At 63.1% G+C, this 14,406-nt stretch carries 13 protein-coding genes; 11 read left to right on the top strand and 2 right to left on the bottom strand.

Features of this window, described 5'->3' with window-relative positions; genetic code table 11:
• The first annotated feature begins 73 nt into the window (after positions 1–73).
• The 8 genes from ACXAJT_RS23485 (at position 74) to ACXAJT_RS23450 (ending at position 8,570) form a co-directional block, all read left to right on the top strand.
• The gene (locus tag ACXAJT_RS23485) at positions 74–1,078 is read left to right on the top strand and encodes an ABC transporter permease (protein ID WP_475239947.1); all 1,005 of its coding nucleotides are present in this window, start codon (positions 74–76) and stop codon (positions 1,076–1,078) included.
• Positions 1,075–1,917 (top strand): ABC transporter permease, encoded by an 843-nt coding sequence (locus tag ACXAJT_RS23480; RefSeq protein ID WP_222493414.1) that lies wholly within the window; start codon positions 1,075–1,077, stop codon positions 1,915–1,917. The genes ACXAJT_RS23485 and ACXAJT_RS23480 overlap by 4 nt, the downstream gene beginning before the upstream one ends.
• Positions 1,914–2,969 (top strand): ABC transporter ATP-binding protein, encoded by a 1,056-nt coding sequence (locus ACXAJT_RS23475; protein WP_475239945.1) that lies wholly within the window; start codon positions 1,914–1,916, stop codon positions 2,967–2,969. The genes ACXAJT_RS23480 and ACXAJT_RS23475 overlap by 4 nt, the downstream gene beginning before the upstream one ends.
• On the top strand, positions 2,966–3,976 hold the full coding sequence (locus tag ACXAJT_RS23470) for an ABC transporter ATP-binding protein (RefSeq protein WP_475239943.1): 1,011 nt from the start codon (positions 2,966–2,968) through the stop codon (positions 3,974–3,976). Before ACXAJT_RS23475 ends, ACXAJT_RS23470 begins: the two co-directional genes overlap by 4 nt.
• Complete coding sequence (locus ACXAJT_RS23465; protein ID WP_475239941.1) at positions 3,973–4,740, top strand: SDR family NAD(P)-dependent oxidoreductase; 768 nt, start codon at positions 3,973–3,975, stop codon at positions 4,738–4,740. Before ACXAJT_RS23470 ends, ACXAJT_RS23465 begins: the two co-directional genes overlap by 4 nt.
• A gap of 10 nt (positions 4,741–4,750) precedes the next feature.
• Positions 4,751–5,992, top strand: a complete 1,242-nt coding sequence (locus tag ACXAJT_RS23460) for an MFS transporter (RefSeq protein WP_475239938.1) — start codon at positions 4,751–4,753, stop codon at positions 5,990–5,992.
• A 2-nt stretch (positions 5,993–5,994) separates the two neighbouring features.
• On the top strand, positions 5,995–7,569 hold the full coding sequence (locus ACXAJT_RS23455) for a gamma-glutamyltransferase (RefSeq protein ID WP_475239936.1): 1,575 nt from the start codon (positions 5,995–5,997) through the stop codon (positions 7,567–7,569).
• 68 nt (positions 7,570–7,637) lie between these two features.
• Positions 7,638–8,570, top strand: a complete 933-nt coding sequence (locus tag ACXAJT_RS23450; RefSeq protein WP_475239934.1) for an IS5 family transposase — start codon at positions 7,638–7,640, stop codon at positions 8,568–8,570.
• Positions 8,571–8,672: 102 nt separating this feature from the next.
• Here ACXAJT_RS23450 and ACXAJT_RS23445 read toward each other — a convergent pair whose 3' ends face one another.
• Complete coding sequence (locus ACXAJT_RS23445) at positions 8,673–9,350, bottom strand: hypothetical protein (protein WP_475239932.1); 678 nt, start codon at positions 9,348–9,350, stop codon at positions 8,673–8,675.
• Positions 9,351–9,357: 7 nt separating this feature from the next.
• Positions 9,358–10,686, bottom strand: coding sequence for an RNA-guided endonuclease IscB (iscB, locus tag ACXAJT_RS23440; protein WP_475239929.1), 1,329 nt, complete (start codon positions 10,684–10,686; stop codon positions 9,358–9,360).
• A gap of 412 nt (positions 10,687–11,098) precedes the next feature.
• Between iscB and ACXAJT_RS23435 the strand changes: the two genes are divergently transcribed.
• The 3 genes from ACXAJT_RS23435 (at position 11,099) to ACXAJT_RS23425 (ending at position 14,405) form a co-directional block, all read left to right on the top strand.
• A complete protein-coding gene (locus ACXAJT_RS23435; RefSeq protein WP_475239927.1) occupies positions 11,099–11,806 on the top strand; it encodes a metallophosphoesterase family protein in 708 nt (235 codons plus the stop codon).
• Positions 11,807–12,582: 776 nt separating this feature from the next.
• Entirely contained in the window at positions 12,583–13,038 is a 456-nt protein-coding gene (locus ACXAJT_RS23430; protein ID WP_475239924.1) for a hypothetical protein, read from the top strand.
• Between the two features lie 365 nt (positions 13,039–13,403).
• Positions 13,404–14,405 carry an ATP-binding protein gene (locus tag ACXAJT_RS23425; protein ID WP_475239921.1) on the top strand — a complete coding sequence of 334 codons (1,002 nt, stop codon included), beginning with the start codon at positions 13,404–13,406 and terminating at the stop codon, positions 14,403–14,405.
• Position 14,406 lies beyond the last annotated feature (1 nt).

The raw sequence follows: 14,406 nt of genomic DNA, 5'->3' as shown, positions 1-14,406 counted from the left end.
GGCTTTCTCCCGGCGGCGGCGCCCCGCCCTCTTCACCCAGCAAGACCTTCCCAGCCCGATCGGAGCTTCCTCCATGCGCAGACTGGAACTCATCCTGTCCCGCCTCGTCTGGTTCATTCCCACCCTCTTCGGCCTCGTCTTCGTGGTCTTCTTCATCTCGAACGTGATCCCGACCGACCCGGCGCGGATCATCGCGGGCGAGAACGCGACCGAAGCACAGGTGCAGGCGCTGCGCGCCGAAATGGGGCTGGACCAGCCGATCTTCGTCCAATTCGGACGCTATGTCGCCGACCTCGCCACAGGGGACCTCGGCAAGAGCCTCTATACCCAGCGTGCGATCTCCGAGGACCTTCTGCACCGGCTGCCAGCCACGCTGGAGTTGACCATGGCCGCCATGGTCCTCGCCATCGGGCTCGGCGTGCCGCTCGGCGTCATCTCGGCGGTGAAGCGCAATTCCATGATCGACCAGACCCTACGGGTGCTCTCGGTCTCGGGCCTCGCCGTGGCCAGCTTCTGGCTGGCGATGGAGCTTCAGATGTACTTCTCGACGAAGCTGGGCTGGACCCCGCTCAACGGCCGGATCGCCGGCTGGGGACCGGAGGAGATCACCGGCTTCTACCTGCTCGACTCGGTGCTGACCGGGGATTGGGCCTCGTTCTGGGACACGCTGCATCACATGCTACTGCCCGCGATCACGCTGGCCCTTCCGGCAGCTGCCACGCTGGTGCGCTTCACCCGCGCCGGCGTGCTGGAGGTGATCAACTCCAACTTCGTGCTCTACGAACGGGCCATGGGGTTCCCGACGACGCTGATCACGTGGAAATACGTGCTGCGTAACGCGCTGATTTCCACCGTCACCCAGATCGGCCTGATCTTCGGCACGCTCTTTGCGGGCGCCGTGGTGGTCGAGGCGGTCTTTGACTGGCCGGGCCTTGGCACTTACGCGGTGCAGTCGATCCTGCAATCGGACACCAAGGCGATCCTCGGCTTCTCGATCATCGTCGGCGTCGTCTTCATCGGCGTGAACCTCCTCGTCGACATCATCCACACCTTCATCGACCCGAGGACCCTGAAATGACCGCTCTGAAACGGCTTCTGGCGGACCGGGCCGCAACCATCGGGGCCGCCCTCATCCTCGGCCTGATCCTCGTCGCGATCTTTGCGCCCGTGCTGGCCCCCTACCCTGAGGACGTCACCGCCTTCCACCTGACGGAACGGCTGCAACCGCCCTCGGCTGACCACCTCTTCGGCACCGACAGGATGGGGTCGGACGTCTTCTCGCGCATCCTCTTCGGGGCGCGGATCACCATCACCATCGCGGTCATCGCCGTGGGCGTCTCGGTCGGGATCGGCGTGCCCATCGGGCTGATCGCAGGCTATTATGGCGGCTTCCCGGGCGGGTTCCTGATGCGGACCTCGGACATCTTCCTTGCCGTGCCGCAGATCGTGCTGGCCATCGCCATCGCGCAGACCCTCGGACCCTCGGTCGAGAACGTCATCCTCGCACTGTCGCTGACCTACTGGCCGTTCTGGGCCCGCCTCGTCTACGCCGAGACGAAGTCGCTCAAGGCGCAGACCTTCGTCGAGGCCGCCCTCGCGCTTGGTGCCTCTGACTGGCGGGTGATGGTGCTGCATATCCTGCCCAACACCGCCTCCGCCATCATCGTGCGGACCTCGATCGGCATGGGGGCCACGATCCTCACCGCCGCCGCCCTCGGCTTCCTCGGCCTTGGCGCGCCGCCACCGACACCGGAATGGGGCCGGACCATTTCCGAGGCGCGCGAGTTCCTGCCGGAAGCCTGGTGGTATGCCGCCGCCCCCGGCCTTGCGATCTTCCTGGTCGTCATGGGCTTCAACCTGCTGGGCGATGGCTTGCGCGACATCCTCGACCCGAAACTGAGAAAGGGAAGCCGATGACCGACGCGCTCCTGACCGTCGAGGGCCTGTCCCTCGGGTTCCGCGGGGATGGGGGCTTTGCCCATATCCTCGACGGCGCCAACATGACCATGAAGCGGGGCGAGATCATGGGCCTCGTGGGCGAAAGCGGCTGTGGCAAGACCACGCTGGCCAGTGCCATTCTCGGCGTGCTGCCGCGCCACGCGCTGGAGATCCGCGGCGGGCGCATCCGCTTCGACGGCATCGACATGCTGGATGCCGCACAGGGCGTGCAGCAGCAGGCCGTCCGCGGCCGCCGGGTGACCTTCATCCCGCAGGATCCCTTCACCTCGCTGAACCCGGTCTTCACCATCGGCCAGCAGATCGAGGAGCTGATGAAGTGGAAGTCGCCGCGCCGCCCCGTGGGCCCGTCGCGTGCGCCGACCCTGCTGACGCCCTACCCCCTCGCCCGGCGCAAGGCGGACCGCGAGAAGATCATGGAGATGCTGAACCTTGTTCAGCTGCCCCGGCCCGAACAGCTGCTGAAGAAATACCCGCACGAGGTCTCGGGCGGACAGCGGCAACGGCTGATGATCGCCATGGCCCTGCTGCCCGAACCTGACCTGATCATCGCGGACGAGCCGACCACCGCGCTGGACGTGACGATTCAGGCGCAGATCCTCGGCCTGCTGCGCAATCTCGCAAACGACCGGGGGGTGGCGGTGATGCTGACGACCCATGACCTCGGCTCGGCCTACGAGATCTGCGACCGAATCACCGTGATGTACGCCGGCCAGGACGTGGAGGCCGCCCCTGTGGCCGAGTTCTTCAACCGCCCGACGCATCCCTACACCGCCAAGCTGCTGGCCTCGCTGCCCGAGGGCGGCGGCGGCATGACCGGCATCCCCGGCGAGTTGCCCAGCTTCTACGCGCCACCGCCGGGCTGCCGGTTCCAGACCCGCTGCGACCGGGCGACCGAGGCCTGCCGCATTCGTCCCGCGCCCGACCTAGCCGGGCCGGCCCATGTGGTGCGCTGCGCCCATCCGCAGTTCCAGACCACACCCGCTACCCCGCTGAAGGAGGTGCAGACATGACAGACGCCCCGATCCTGACCGTATCGGACCTGACGGTCCGCTTCCCGATCCGCGGCCCCTTCGCCTGCAAGCTGGGCGAGATCAAGGCCCTCGACGGGGTCGGCTTCGACCTCGCGCAGGGGGAAATCCTCGGCCTGGTGGGGGAATCCGGCTGCGGCAAGTCCACGCTCGGCAAGACGCTGATGGGCATTCAGGCGCCCACCTCCGGCTCCATCACCTTCGAGGGCAAGGAGATCGCGGGCCGTACCCCGCGCGAGGCGCGCGCCCTGCGCCGCCGCCTGCAATATGCCTATCAGGACCCCGGCGCCTCGCTCGATCCGCGCTGGAAGATCGGAAAATCGCTGGAAGAGCCGCTGATCATCCACACCGACTTGCCCCGCAGGGAGCGGCTGGCCAAGGTGAGTGAGATCCTGACCTCGGTCGGGCTGCCAGCCGGTCACGCGGACCTCTTCCCGCATGAGATCTCGGGCGGGCAGCAGCGCCGCGTGGGCCTTGCCCGCATCCTGATGCTGAACCCCGAGGTCGTGATCCTCGACGAGCCGACGGCGGGCCTCGACGTGTCGGTGCAGGCGACGGTGCTGCGGCTCTTCCGCGACCTGCGCGAGACCTTCGACCTGACCTACATCTTCATCTCGCACGACCTCTCGGTGGTGCGGCTCATGTGTCACCGGGTGGCGGTGATGTACCTTGGCCGGATCGTCGAGGTGGGCCCGGTGGAGGAGCTGATGGACAGCCCTAAGCACCCCTATACGCAGTCGCTGTTGGCCGCGATTCCCAAGGTCAACGGCCCCCGCGTGACCGAGAACTTCTGGCTTGAGGGCGAACCGGCGGATGCCTCGAACCTGCCGCCAGGCTGCCGGTTCCAGGGCCGCTGCCCCCATGTGAAGCCGATCTGCCGGCAGGATGACCCCGCCGACCGCACCGTGGGCGCCCAGACCGTCGCCTGCCATTTCGCGGGCGAGGTCTTCCCGCCCGTCCCCACATCCAAGGAAAGTACCCCCGCATGAGCAAGACAGCCATCGTCACCGGCGGCGGTCGCGGCATCGGCCGCGGCTGCGCCCATGAACTGGCCCGGCAGGGCTGTGACATGGTTCTGGCCGACCTGGTCCCCGAGGACCTCGCCAACACCAAGGCCGAGGTCGAGGCCATGGGCCGGACCTGTCGCACCTATGTCGCCGACGTGGCCGATTTCGCCCGCGCGCAGGAGATCGCGGCCGAGGTCGAGGCCCAGACCGGCCCCATCGCCGTTCTGGTCAACAACGCGGGCAAGTCGAACACCGACGGCATCTGCGAGATCACCGAGGAGAGCTTCGACCGCACCATCGCGATCAACCTCAAAGGCGCCTTCAACTGGACCCGCGCGGTTGCCCCGGGGATGATGCAGGCGCAGGCCGGGCGGATCGTCATGATGTCCTCGCTGAACGCCTATACCGGCGGCGTCACATCGGCCGTCTCGAAATTCGCCTATACCACGGCAAAGGCCGGACTTTTGGGCATGACCAAGGCCCTTGCGAAGGAAATGTCGCCCTATGTTCTGGTCAATGCCGTCTGTCCCGGTATCATCGAGCCGGAACGGTCCAACGACCTGATCCGCGCCCGCAAGGCGGAGCTGGAGGCCGGCATCTCGCTGGGCCGCACCGGCACCCCTGCCGACGTCGCGCAGGTCGTGGCCTTCCTCTGCCTCTCCGAGCCCTGTTTCGTGACCGGCGAAGACATCAAGATCGACGGTTTCCAATGGGTGATTCGACCCGCCGCCGGTGAGCGCACCTGAAGGAGCCGCAATGACAGACGTCCGCACCGCCACCGCACCCTCGTGGGTGCCCATCGTGTTGACCGTCACCCTTGTGCAGGCGGTGCTGGCCCTGATGATCCGGGTGCTGCCCCTACTGGGGATGCCCCTGACACAGGCCAGCGGCGTCCCGCCCGAGGCGGTGGGGCAGCTGTCCTCGGCGGCGGCCTTCGGCTCCATGTGCTTCTTCCTCTGGGGGCCGACGGCGCTGGTGCGCTTCTCCTCGTTGCAACAGCTGCAACTAGGGTGCGTCACCTCGGCGGCAGCGCTGCTCTTCTGCCTCTTCTACCGGTGGGAGGCGATGCTGCTGGCCAGTTTCGTGATCGGTCTGGGCTATGGCACCGCAACGCCCGCAGGCGCGGACCTGCTGATGAAGGTGGTGCCCAAGGCCCGGCGCGCGACGATCTTCTCGGTGAAACAGGCGGGTGTGCCGCTTGGCGGTCTGGCCGCCGGGCTGCTGCTGCCCTTCGTGGCGCTGCATTTCGGCGACGTGCCCGCGGCGATGATCACCGCCTGCGTGCTGGCGCTCGGCTCTGCCGCGGCACTCGCGCTCTGGAAGGGCGCGATGGACGACAGCCCGCCGCCGACCCGCGCCCTGCCATTCCGCGACCTCGCGCTTGCGCCGATGCGGCTGATCGCCCTGCTGATGTGCGACCGCCAGTTGCGGCTGCTGACTGCGGCGGGCTTCTGCCTCGGCGTGGCGCAGGGCATCCTGATGGCCTTCTATGCCGTCTTCCTGTCCGACCACGCGGGCTGGTCGCTGGCCGCCGCCGGGGCGGGCTTCGCGCTCCTGCAGGGCGCGGGCGTTGCCGGGCGGATCACCATGGGCTGGCTCTCGGACCGGATCGGCGATCCGGTGCGCGCACTCTCGGGGCTGTGCTTCGTCTCGGGCATCACCATGGCGCTGCTGGCCACTATCGGCCCGAACAGCCCGGTGTCCTGGATCGTCCTGCTCTCGGTTCTGGCCGGGATCACGGTGATTTCCTGGAACGGGGTCTTCCTGACCGGGCTGGCCGAAACCGCCCCCGAGGACCGCGTGGGAGAGATCACCGCCGCGGGGACCTTCGTCCTCTTCAGCGGCTATGTCCTCTGCCCCGTGCTGATCCAGACCGTGTTCGCCGCCACCGAAGGCTATGCCACCGGGCTGGTGATTTCGGGGCTTGCCCCCGTTCTCGCCGGCACCGCGCTGATGAGCGGCGCCCGCAGGCGCCGCGATGACAAGACGAAAGGCTGACCATGAACAATTTCTCCAAGACCCAGCAGATCCGCAAGGAAGTCATCTGGACCGAGGGTGGCGTGGTCGCCTCGCAGCACCGCAAGGCGGCCGAGGTGGGCGCCGCCGTGCTGGCGGCCGGCGGCGATGCCATCGACGCGGCGGTGGCGACCTCCTTTGCCGTGGGCGTAGTGGAGCCCTGGATGTCCGGCCCCATGGGCGGCGGGATGATGACCCTCTGGCGCGCCGACGAGGAGCGCGCCGAGACGATCGAATTCGGGATGCGTTCGCCTGCAGGCCTCAAGCTGGAAGACTACCCGCTGGTGTCCGGCGCCAAGGCCGGTGACCTCTTCCCCTGGACCCGCGTGACGGGGGACCGCAACGTCTATGGCGCCACCGCCGTCGCCGTGCCCGGCACCGTCGCGGGGATGGAGCTGGCCCATGGCAAATACGGGCGCAAGGCCTGGGCCGAGCTGCTGGCCCCCGCCGTGGCCCTGGCCGGAGAGGGGATGCTGATCGACTGGTACGCCTCGCTGATGATCGCCTCAGCCACGCGGCAACTGGCGCAGGACAAGGACGCCGCCGATCTCTTCCTCGTGGACGGGCAGTGGCCCAACATCGCGGGCTGGACCGCCCTGTCGGATGCGCGGCTGAACCAGACCGCCCATGCCGCCACGCTGCAACGGCTTGCCGAGCATGGCGCGCGGGACTTCTACGAGGGCAAGGTCGCCCGGATGCTGGTCGAGGACGTACAGGCCAAGGGCGGCTCGCTCGCGCTGGAGGACCTTGCCGCCTACCGCGCCGTGGCCTCCGAGCCGCGCAGGGTCCGCTACCGCGACGCGGTGATCTATGCGCCCTCGGGTCTCTCGGCCGGGGCCGAACTGGTCAAGGCGCTGGAGGCGATGGAGGCGGGCTTCACTCCCGGTGACGCCCCCTCGCCCGAGAACTATGCCATCATGGCGGGCGCGCTCGGCGCGGCCTATCGCGACCGGCTGGAGCATGGCGGCGACACCGGCGAAAGCCCGCAGGCCCCCGCCTGCACCACCACCTTCAGCGTGGTGGACCGGCACGGCAACATGGTGAACGTGACCCAGACCCTCCTGTCGATGTTCGGCAGCCACGTTGTCTCGCCCCAGACCGGGATGCTGCTGAACAACGGGATCATGTGGTTCGACCCCGAGCCGGGCAAGCCGAACTCGCTGACGCCGGGCAAGCGCTGCCTGATGAACGTCTGCCCCACGGTGGGTCAGGCGGGCGACCGGATGTTCGCCATCGGCGCCTCGGGCGGGCGCAAGATCCTGCCTGCCGTGACGAATCTGACCAGCTTCATCGTGGATTGCGGCATGGATCTCGAAGAGGCGATCCACACGCCCCGCATCGACGCCTCGGGCGCCAGCGGCACCGTGGTGGACGAGGACCTGCCCGGCGCGGTGGGTGAGACGCTGGCGGCGCTCGGCCCGGTGAAGAAGGCCAAGCGCACGGTGCACCCCTATGCCTTCGCGGTGCCTGCGGGCGTGATGCGCAAGGCGGGCCGGAACTGCGGCGCGACCGAGATCATGACCCCCTGGGGCGATGCGATCCGCGAAGAGGAGGTGTGAGGGGCGTTGTTGCAAAACCTGAGCCGGTGACGATTCACAGCTGGAATCCAGCAAGTTAGTAGGGTGTCATGCCGAAGCCGACGCCAAGCCGCTACCGCACCACGAACTGTTCCGCCTACAATGCCGCGCTTCGCAAGCGGGGTGAGATGCTGATCTGGTTCGACAATGACATGACGTGGCTCGCGCCGCACGACGGTCGCGCCGGCAGGCCACCGGTTTTCTCCGATGCGGGGATCCAGTTCTGCTTGTCGATCAAGGTTCTGTTCAGGCTCCCCCTGCGACAGACCCCAGGGATGGTCGCCGGCCTCTTGCAGCAAGCAGGGCTTGACTGGCCCGTTCCGGACGCGTCTACGCTCTGCCGCCGGCAGAAAACCCTGGCGGTGCAGAACCCGTATCGCCACGCCGATGACCCGCTCAACCTGCTCGTGGACAGCACCGGCATCAAGTTTCTCGGCGATGGTGAATGGCAGGCCCGCAGGCACGGCGTGCAGGGCCGCCGCCAGTGGCGAAAGGTTCACCTCGCCATGGGCCCCGCCACGTCAGACATCCGGGCCGTGGAGTTTACGCCGAGCCGGGACGGGGACAGTCCGGTCCTGCCCGAGCTGCTGGATCAGGTGCCTCAGGACGAACCAACCGGCACGGTGACGGCTGATGGCGCTTACGATACCCGCCGCTGTCACACCGCCGTCCTCGAACGAGATGCCGTCCCGATCATTCCGATCCGCAAGAACGGCAGGCCATGGAAGGACGACGGTCCGGCGGCCAAAGTCCGAAACGAGACCCTGCGCGCCACGCGTCACGACGGCAGGGCGTTCTGGAAGCGCTGGACGGGCTACCATATCCGAAGTCGCATCGAGGCGAAGATGCGGTGCTTCAAAGCGTTCGGCCAACGGATCGCTGCAAGAGACCCAGACCGCCAAACCGCCGAAGTTCAAATCCGCATCGCCCTCATGAACCGCTTCAACGCCCTCGGCACCGCCGAGATCGTCCGCGTGGCCTGACGTCAGCGGGGAAAGGGGCAGTCGCGCCTTAGGCCGTGGTAGTGCAACAACGCCCCCACACGTGAGCTCCAAAAGAACTTGCGTGTGGGGTGGTGGACTAAATCAGTCCGTGGCCTCGGCAGGGACCAAGTCGGCGAGAACGCCGTTCTTGAATGCTTCTTGGACGACATCCTTCGGGTACTGCAACTTCTTGCGGTCCTTGACGTAGCCATCGAGCGCGGACTCGATCATAAGTTTCCGATCCACGGTGGCCGCAAGCTCACGGATCTTGTTCGACAGCTGCTCCGGATCGAACCGCGGCTTGCGCTTGTCATACGACGTTTGCGGAAGCCCGAGGTCGTAGCCCTCAAAGAAAACCGTCACGAGAAGCAGGTTCTCGATCAGTTCGTCGTCGGACACCTCCGGTGCTTCCGTCTTCAAAAGGCTCAAAATAGACGTCGTGCCTTCCTCGACCTCCATCCAAGTCGCGGTACCGGCCAGCCGAGCCTCCGCGGTCTCATCTCGAAGCCAGCAAAGCCGGTCTGAAAAGACCGCTTCAGGCTCCATGATTTCTCTGATTTCATCATAAATGCTCTCGAGCGTCCGCTCCGAAGCGCTTTCTTTGGCCTGAAGCTTGTTCGCGAAGTCGATCACCTTGGGCAGAAAGCGCGCCAGGAGGTTTCCGACATGGTAGCTGATCTCCATATCGTCCCAGACCCAGGGCATCTCCCGGTTGGCCAGCTCTCTCCACAACTTGGACGTATGCGCCACGCGATCTTCGAGGGAAACAGTCGTATTCATTGAAAACCTAGCGCCCGAAACCCCGGGCTTTAGTCCGGGGAGGGGACGCGTGTGTTCTCGTGGGGTGGTCTGTTTGGTATCCATATCCATCATTTCTCTGCAGAATCCGACAATGCCTGTGGGAAACTCCCTGCACTGTGCCGGTCTTTGTTGTAATGTTGAAGGAGCCTGTCTTCCTGACTGCGACACGGCCGATGTGTGTACCCGCTTTCCTTCCAGCAGGAACCACGGCCTTCACGATATCCCCTGTCTGAAACCGGTGAACCGACTTCTTCGACATGAGGTAGCCTCGCGGGAAGCCATACTTGTCCAATCGCGTTCGCTGGTGGCTGCCGCGGCCCATGGCCGAAATCAGAAGGACGGGCTGATCCCAGCACTTGAGGTCTTGGACCCGCCCAACACAGGCGGCGTCAAGGCAATGCTCTTTGGGTAGCCCTTGCGTCGTGCGATTGAACTTCGTTAATCCGCCAGAGCTGCCGGTCACCGGAAGTCCGATCTCATTCAACTTCAACCACAGGACGTTTCGCGTAGCATTGACTGCAGCCGTATCGCGCAGGGGCTTCTTGGACTGAGCCTTGATGCTCCGCAGCAGGGCAGGCCTCGTCTTGAGGTAGTCATCTACAGGCATATTCCCCTTGGCCTGGTTGCAGGATTCACAAGCCAAAGTCAGGTTCGAAACGCGGTTTGATCCGCCCCGAGATCGAGGCTCGATGTGTTCAATTTGAAGGGGTACATCGACCTGCCCGCAATATGCGCAATGGCGTCCCCATTTTTCCAGAAGATACTCCCGAACTTCGTAGCCAACGAGCGTTCCTTGCTGATACTCGACGCCCGAGATTTCAGGATTCTCAAGCTTTTGCATGTCGAAGCGCACTCGCTCGACAGCAATGGAAGTGACGGGTGTCAGCTTGCGATACCGCTTTGCCCAACTCGTGATATTATCCACCCGCGACTGAAGAGAGGGCGGCAACCAGCCAGCCTTCCTGCGTCGATTGTCAAAGCGCTTCTTGCGGTAGCGCAGGTTTGCAGACCTGCGCCTCCGTCGAAAGGCTGATCTCTGGCCCATCTTCTTACGGATTTGGGCACCGCGATGGGTCATTTCAGAAAGGTGCAGGACGTCGTCTGCGCCTTGCCCTTGTCGGACAAGGGCCATCCCGGTGGTCTTCGACCCCGGATCGACCCTCAGTTCGATTGGCTGTGTATCCCCTTCCGTCCGGTCTTTGAGCCGGATGGTGAAAGGATATCTTTTGTGGACGACGGCACGGCCGTCCTTGAGAAGCTTCCGCGCCCTGGCGGGACGCGTCGGCATGAGAGGCTTGCCATTCTTCGCAAGCACGAAAACGCGGCTTACGCCGCTCGCGGAGTTTACACTCCGGTTGCGCCGTCTTTCGACGGTCTCCTCTCGCACATGTTGACCACCCGCGTTTGGACACACCCCGTTTCGTTCCTGACCCGGATTGTCTACTGATGTGTCTTCGAGAGGGCCGTGCTGAGGAGGCACACGACCGTCGGTCTTGAGCGTATGGTTCAACGTAGATTGAATGGTATTCTCCTTTCTTTCTTGTGCTGGTCAACGTGCGCTTGCGCGCCAGACCTCAGTTGAGGCCCAAATGGGCAGACAGGCCGCCCATCCAAGCCTCGGACTTTAGTCCGGGGTCATTGACCAGAATTCCTTACACATTTCACATGCAGGCTACACACTCGGCTTGCACTGCGCTATCCTATATTTCTAACTAGTGACGATGGGTATGAACTCTGAAATTCTGATTTATGGCGATCCGCACGGAAAGTGGGACCCGCTCTTCGAGGCTATCGGTAGCTCCACTAAGACGGTGATTGTTCTCGGTGACTTCTCAGATGGGAAACTGGACCCAAGCGGCGCGGATCGGACCCGGGAGGCATTCGACCGCTTAATCGATATGGGGCTCGATCTTCGCTTCATCATTGGGAACCACGATGCATCCCTCGACAACCAGATTGATCTTTTAAAGGACTTCGACGGGCACCGGATCGACGGTAAAATCATCGAGGTCGGAGGACTTCGCATCGCCGGCCTGGGCGGCATCGTACGCGGGAAGGTCTGGCGCGGAGACGGAGAGGCGCTTGTCGCTTCAGAAGCCGAGCTCATCGCGCGGACACCTCGAAACGAGCGCATCGATGGCGGCCTTCCCAGAAAGCACCTGACGACGATTATGCCTTGGACGGTCGAAAGCCTCCGCGCTCAGAAAGCAGATGTCCTCATCACGCATGAAGCGCCGAGCTGCCACGAACACGGTTTTGAGTTCATTGACCAGCTGGCGGCCGACATTAACGTGTCGCTCGTGATCCATGGCCACCATCACAAGAACTACTCGGATCGGCTAGATAGCGGCATCGCCGTCAGAGGAGTTGGGCTCGCCACGCCCTGGCAGCTTCCTGACGTTAGACTTGAAACCAAGGTCATCCCTGCCAATTAGGAAGCCGGGCACGCTGAGTTCAATCGTCGGTGCCGCGCCAACCAGCCTCCTGGTCTCGTAAATCACGGTAATGGGCGGCGCCCGCGGCACAAAAGGCTGCTGCGGGCGCTACTTTCGCATCCGAAAATCAGAGCCAACCAGTTTCGAAATCGACAGTTTTCAGAGTTTCGATGACTTTAGCTCCAACCGACCCGACCGCTCCGCAGACTTGTTCGCTATTTCCTGGCTCGAACGCGCTGCCAAGCCCGCCGCCGAATGGTCATCCATCGACGAGACCTGATAAAAGCTGACGCCATCGGGTTTTGCAGCGTCGGCACATCCACCGCCAGCAACATGAGACCCAGCGGAAGCATCCAGATCCCGAGGACCGGCAAGAATGCAAGCAGCCCTCCAAGGATGAGTAGAAGCGCACTGGGCACGCGGATGGACGACCAGCCTTTGCCTAGCAATGCCTTAGTTGGCCGCTTCAGAGCCGGCATTTTGCGCCCCAAAGTATCGATTTGCCTAAGGAGCCGTCGGCGTGGCTTCGTCATTGTGGTCTTCCATCAGTGTTCAGTTCGTCGCTTACGACGTGCACGTGAAAGATTGATTTGGTTTGCATGCTGGCAGTGGATAAGGCGGCGACAAGAGGAACTGCGAACAATAGAACAACCGTCCAGTTAATTCGCACGTTCGCACGGCGAATGAGCAACTTAGGATTGCATGCTCCGAGAATTTTCACCAGACATACCAATGCTGGCCGGACATTAACAGTCCCTCCTAAAAATAGGTGAATCATGAATAAATCGGTTTTGACTGCAGCTTTCTTCGCGGTCATCGCAGGCGGCGCATCCGCGGAGGGATGGCACCACGCGGCGGCCCCCATGGGTCAATTCGAAGGTAACTACTCGACTAGTGACGAAAGCTACGGCCTCTTCTATGGCTGCACTGGCATGTCTTCCCGGCTCACCTTCTCTGCAAAAGGGGCCCATATCGCGGCTGGCCTGAGCTCCATCACCGTCGATGGCAAAGAGGTTGCAACCGGCGACACGACGTATAGCTCCCGTCAGGATCGAACGATCTTCTCGAGCGATGTGCAGAGAGATTGGGGCCAGCTTCGCAAAGACGAGCACAACGCCATCATCGCCGCACTCGCCACCGGCTCCGAAGCAATTTGGACGACGCCCTCTGGCGACCGTTTTACCTTCGATCTGACCGGCTCGTCCGGCATCAAAAAGTGTGAAATGTACTAAGGGCTCCCCGTTCGGTTAAACCGGTAGGAACCAATCTAGCATATCATAATGAGACAGCTTCGGCTGCTTCGGCTGGCAACAGCCTTTAGAGTCGGCCACCCATTTTTCTCGGATGGCCGCCGTCCCGAGGTGCATTGTCAAGGAAGCGGACCTTCACCCCAAAGCGTGCCTTGATTTATGACAAATGAAGGTCCGATCTTCCTCTACGGTTATATCTAGTTGCTTTATAAGAGGATTTAGAGCATTTGGGTAGTGTCGACGCGGGAGATTTGAGAGGTTTCGACATGCTTCGAGATTTTGATCGTCGGACCGTAGAGTGCCCGATGTGGCCGTGACGATCACGCAATAACCAAGTTTGAAGACTCATGCTCGACCTATACAAGTTCTATATAAGTGGTACTGACGAAACAGATCTCGATGGTGCAGTCATCTCTTCCGGCGCGTACCTCGCTATGCGAAGCCTTGACGAGCCGAACCCCATCCTTGTTGGCAACACCGCCAAGAAGATTGCGGACTTCGTCAAGCAAGAGGAGGACAAGTCTAGCACCATCACACTGGGCAACGGCAACCAGGCTCTCCTAGTCTTCCACCGCTTCCGTCTTAGCAACGTCGTCGATATATCGAACAAGATTGCCGAGATGATCTGCCGCGTAGACTTCTCGTTTTCAGGCGCGTCTGGACTGCTCGCACGATGCTTGTTGGAAGCAATGCGCAACGCTGTCACCCACGGCGCGCACCCCGGGCGTGACGACTTTTCCGCGACACTATTCGTTATCAGGACTGAGTACTACGTCTCAGTGTCCATCGAAGACGATGGCCGCGGTCTAGCGGCAACGATCTCGGATGTGTTTGAAGAAGTTAGGACGCGAAAAATTCTCGTTCTCGACGCAGGAAGTGTGGACCAATGCGAAGAGTTTTTGCGATCTCCGGACCACACCGCCCTACGTCTACTGACCCCGTATGGCGGTTCCTCCAGCGCGGCTAGCGTTCATCGTAGCGGCGGTGCCAACCGCGGGACCGGGCTACCCGTTCTTCGGCATACATCCGTGGCATTCACCATTCAGTCCGGAACTGCGGGGCTGTATTCATCGCGTTTCAAGGTCGATGGTGGCCCAAGGTACTATCAGCAAGTACTCAGTTCCCGGAAGACGAATCTTCATCTGTTCGACGTCCCGCGAATTCGCCAGCACAATGGCGTCCGTATTGAGTTCATGGTGAATCTGAAGACGCTCCCAGAGTTGATCGGAAGTGTCGATCGCCACATCAGCACTCTTGACGAACCTATGATCAGGAAAGTCCGCGACCGCTATGGCGACGCGATTGCGCGGCGTGTTGGCCTCCTACCTCCCAAGACACGAACCTGGTGAG

This window comes from Salipiger sp. ABF4_146, from assembly GCF_056161345.1.
Note: the sequence above shows the minus strand (reverse complement) of the source record. Positions and strands in the feature narration are given on the sequence as shown.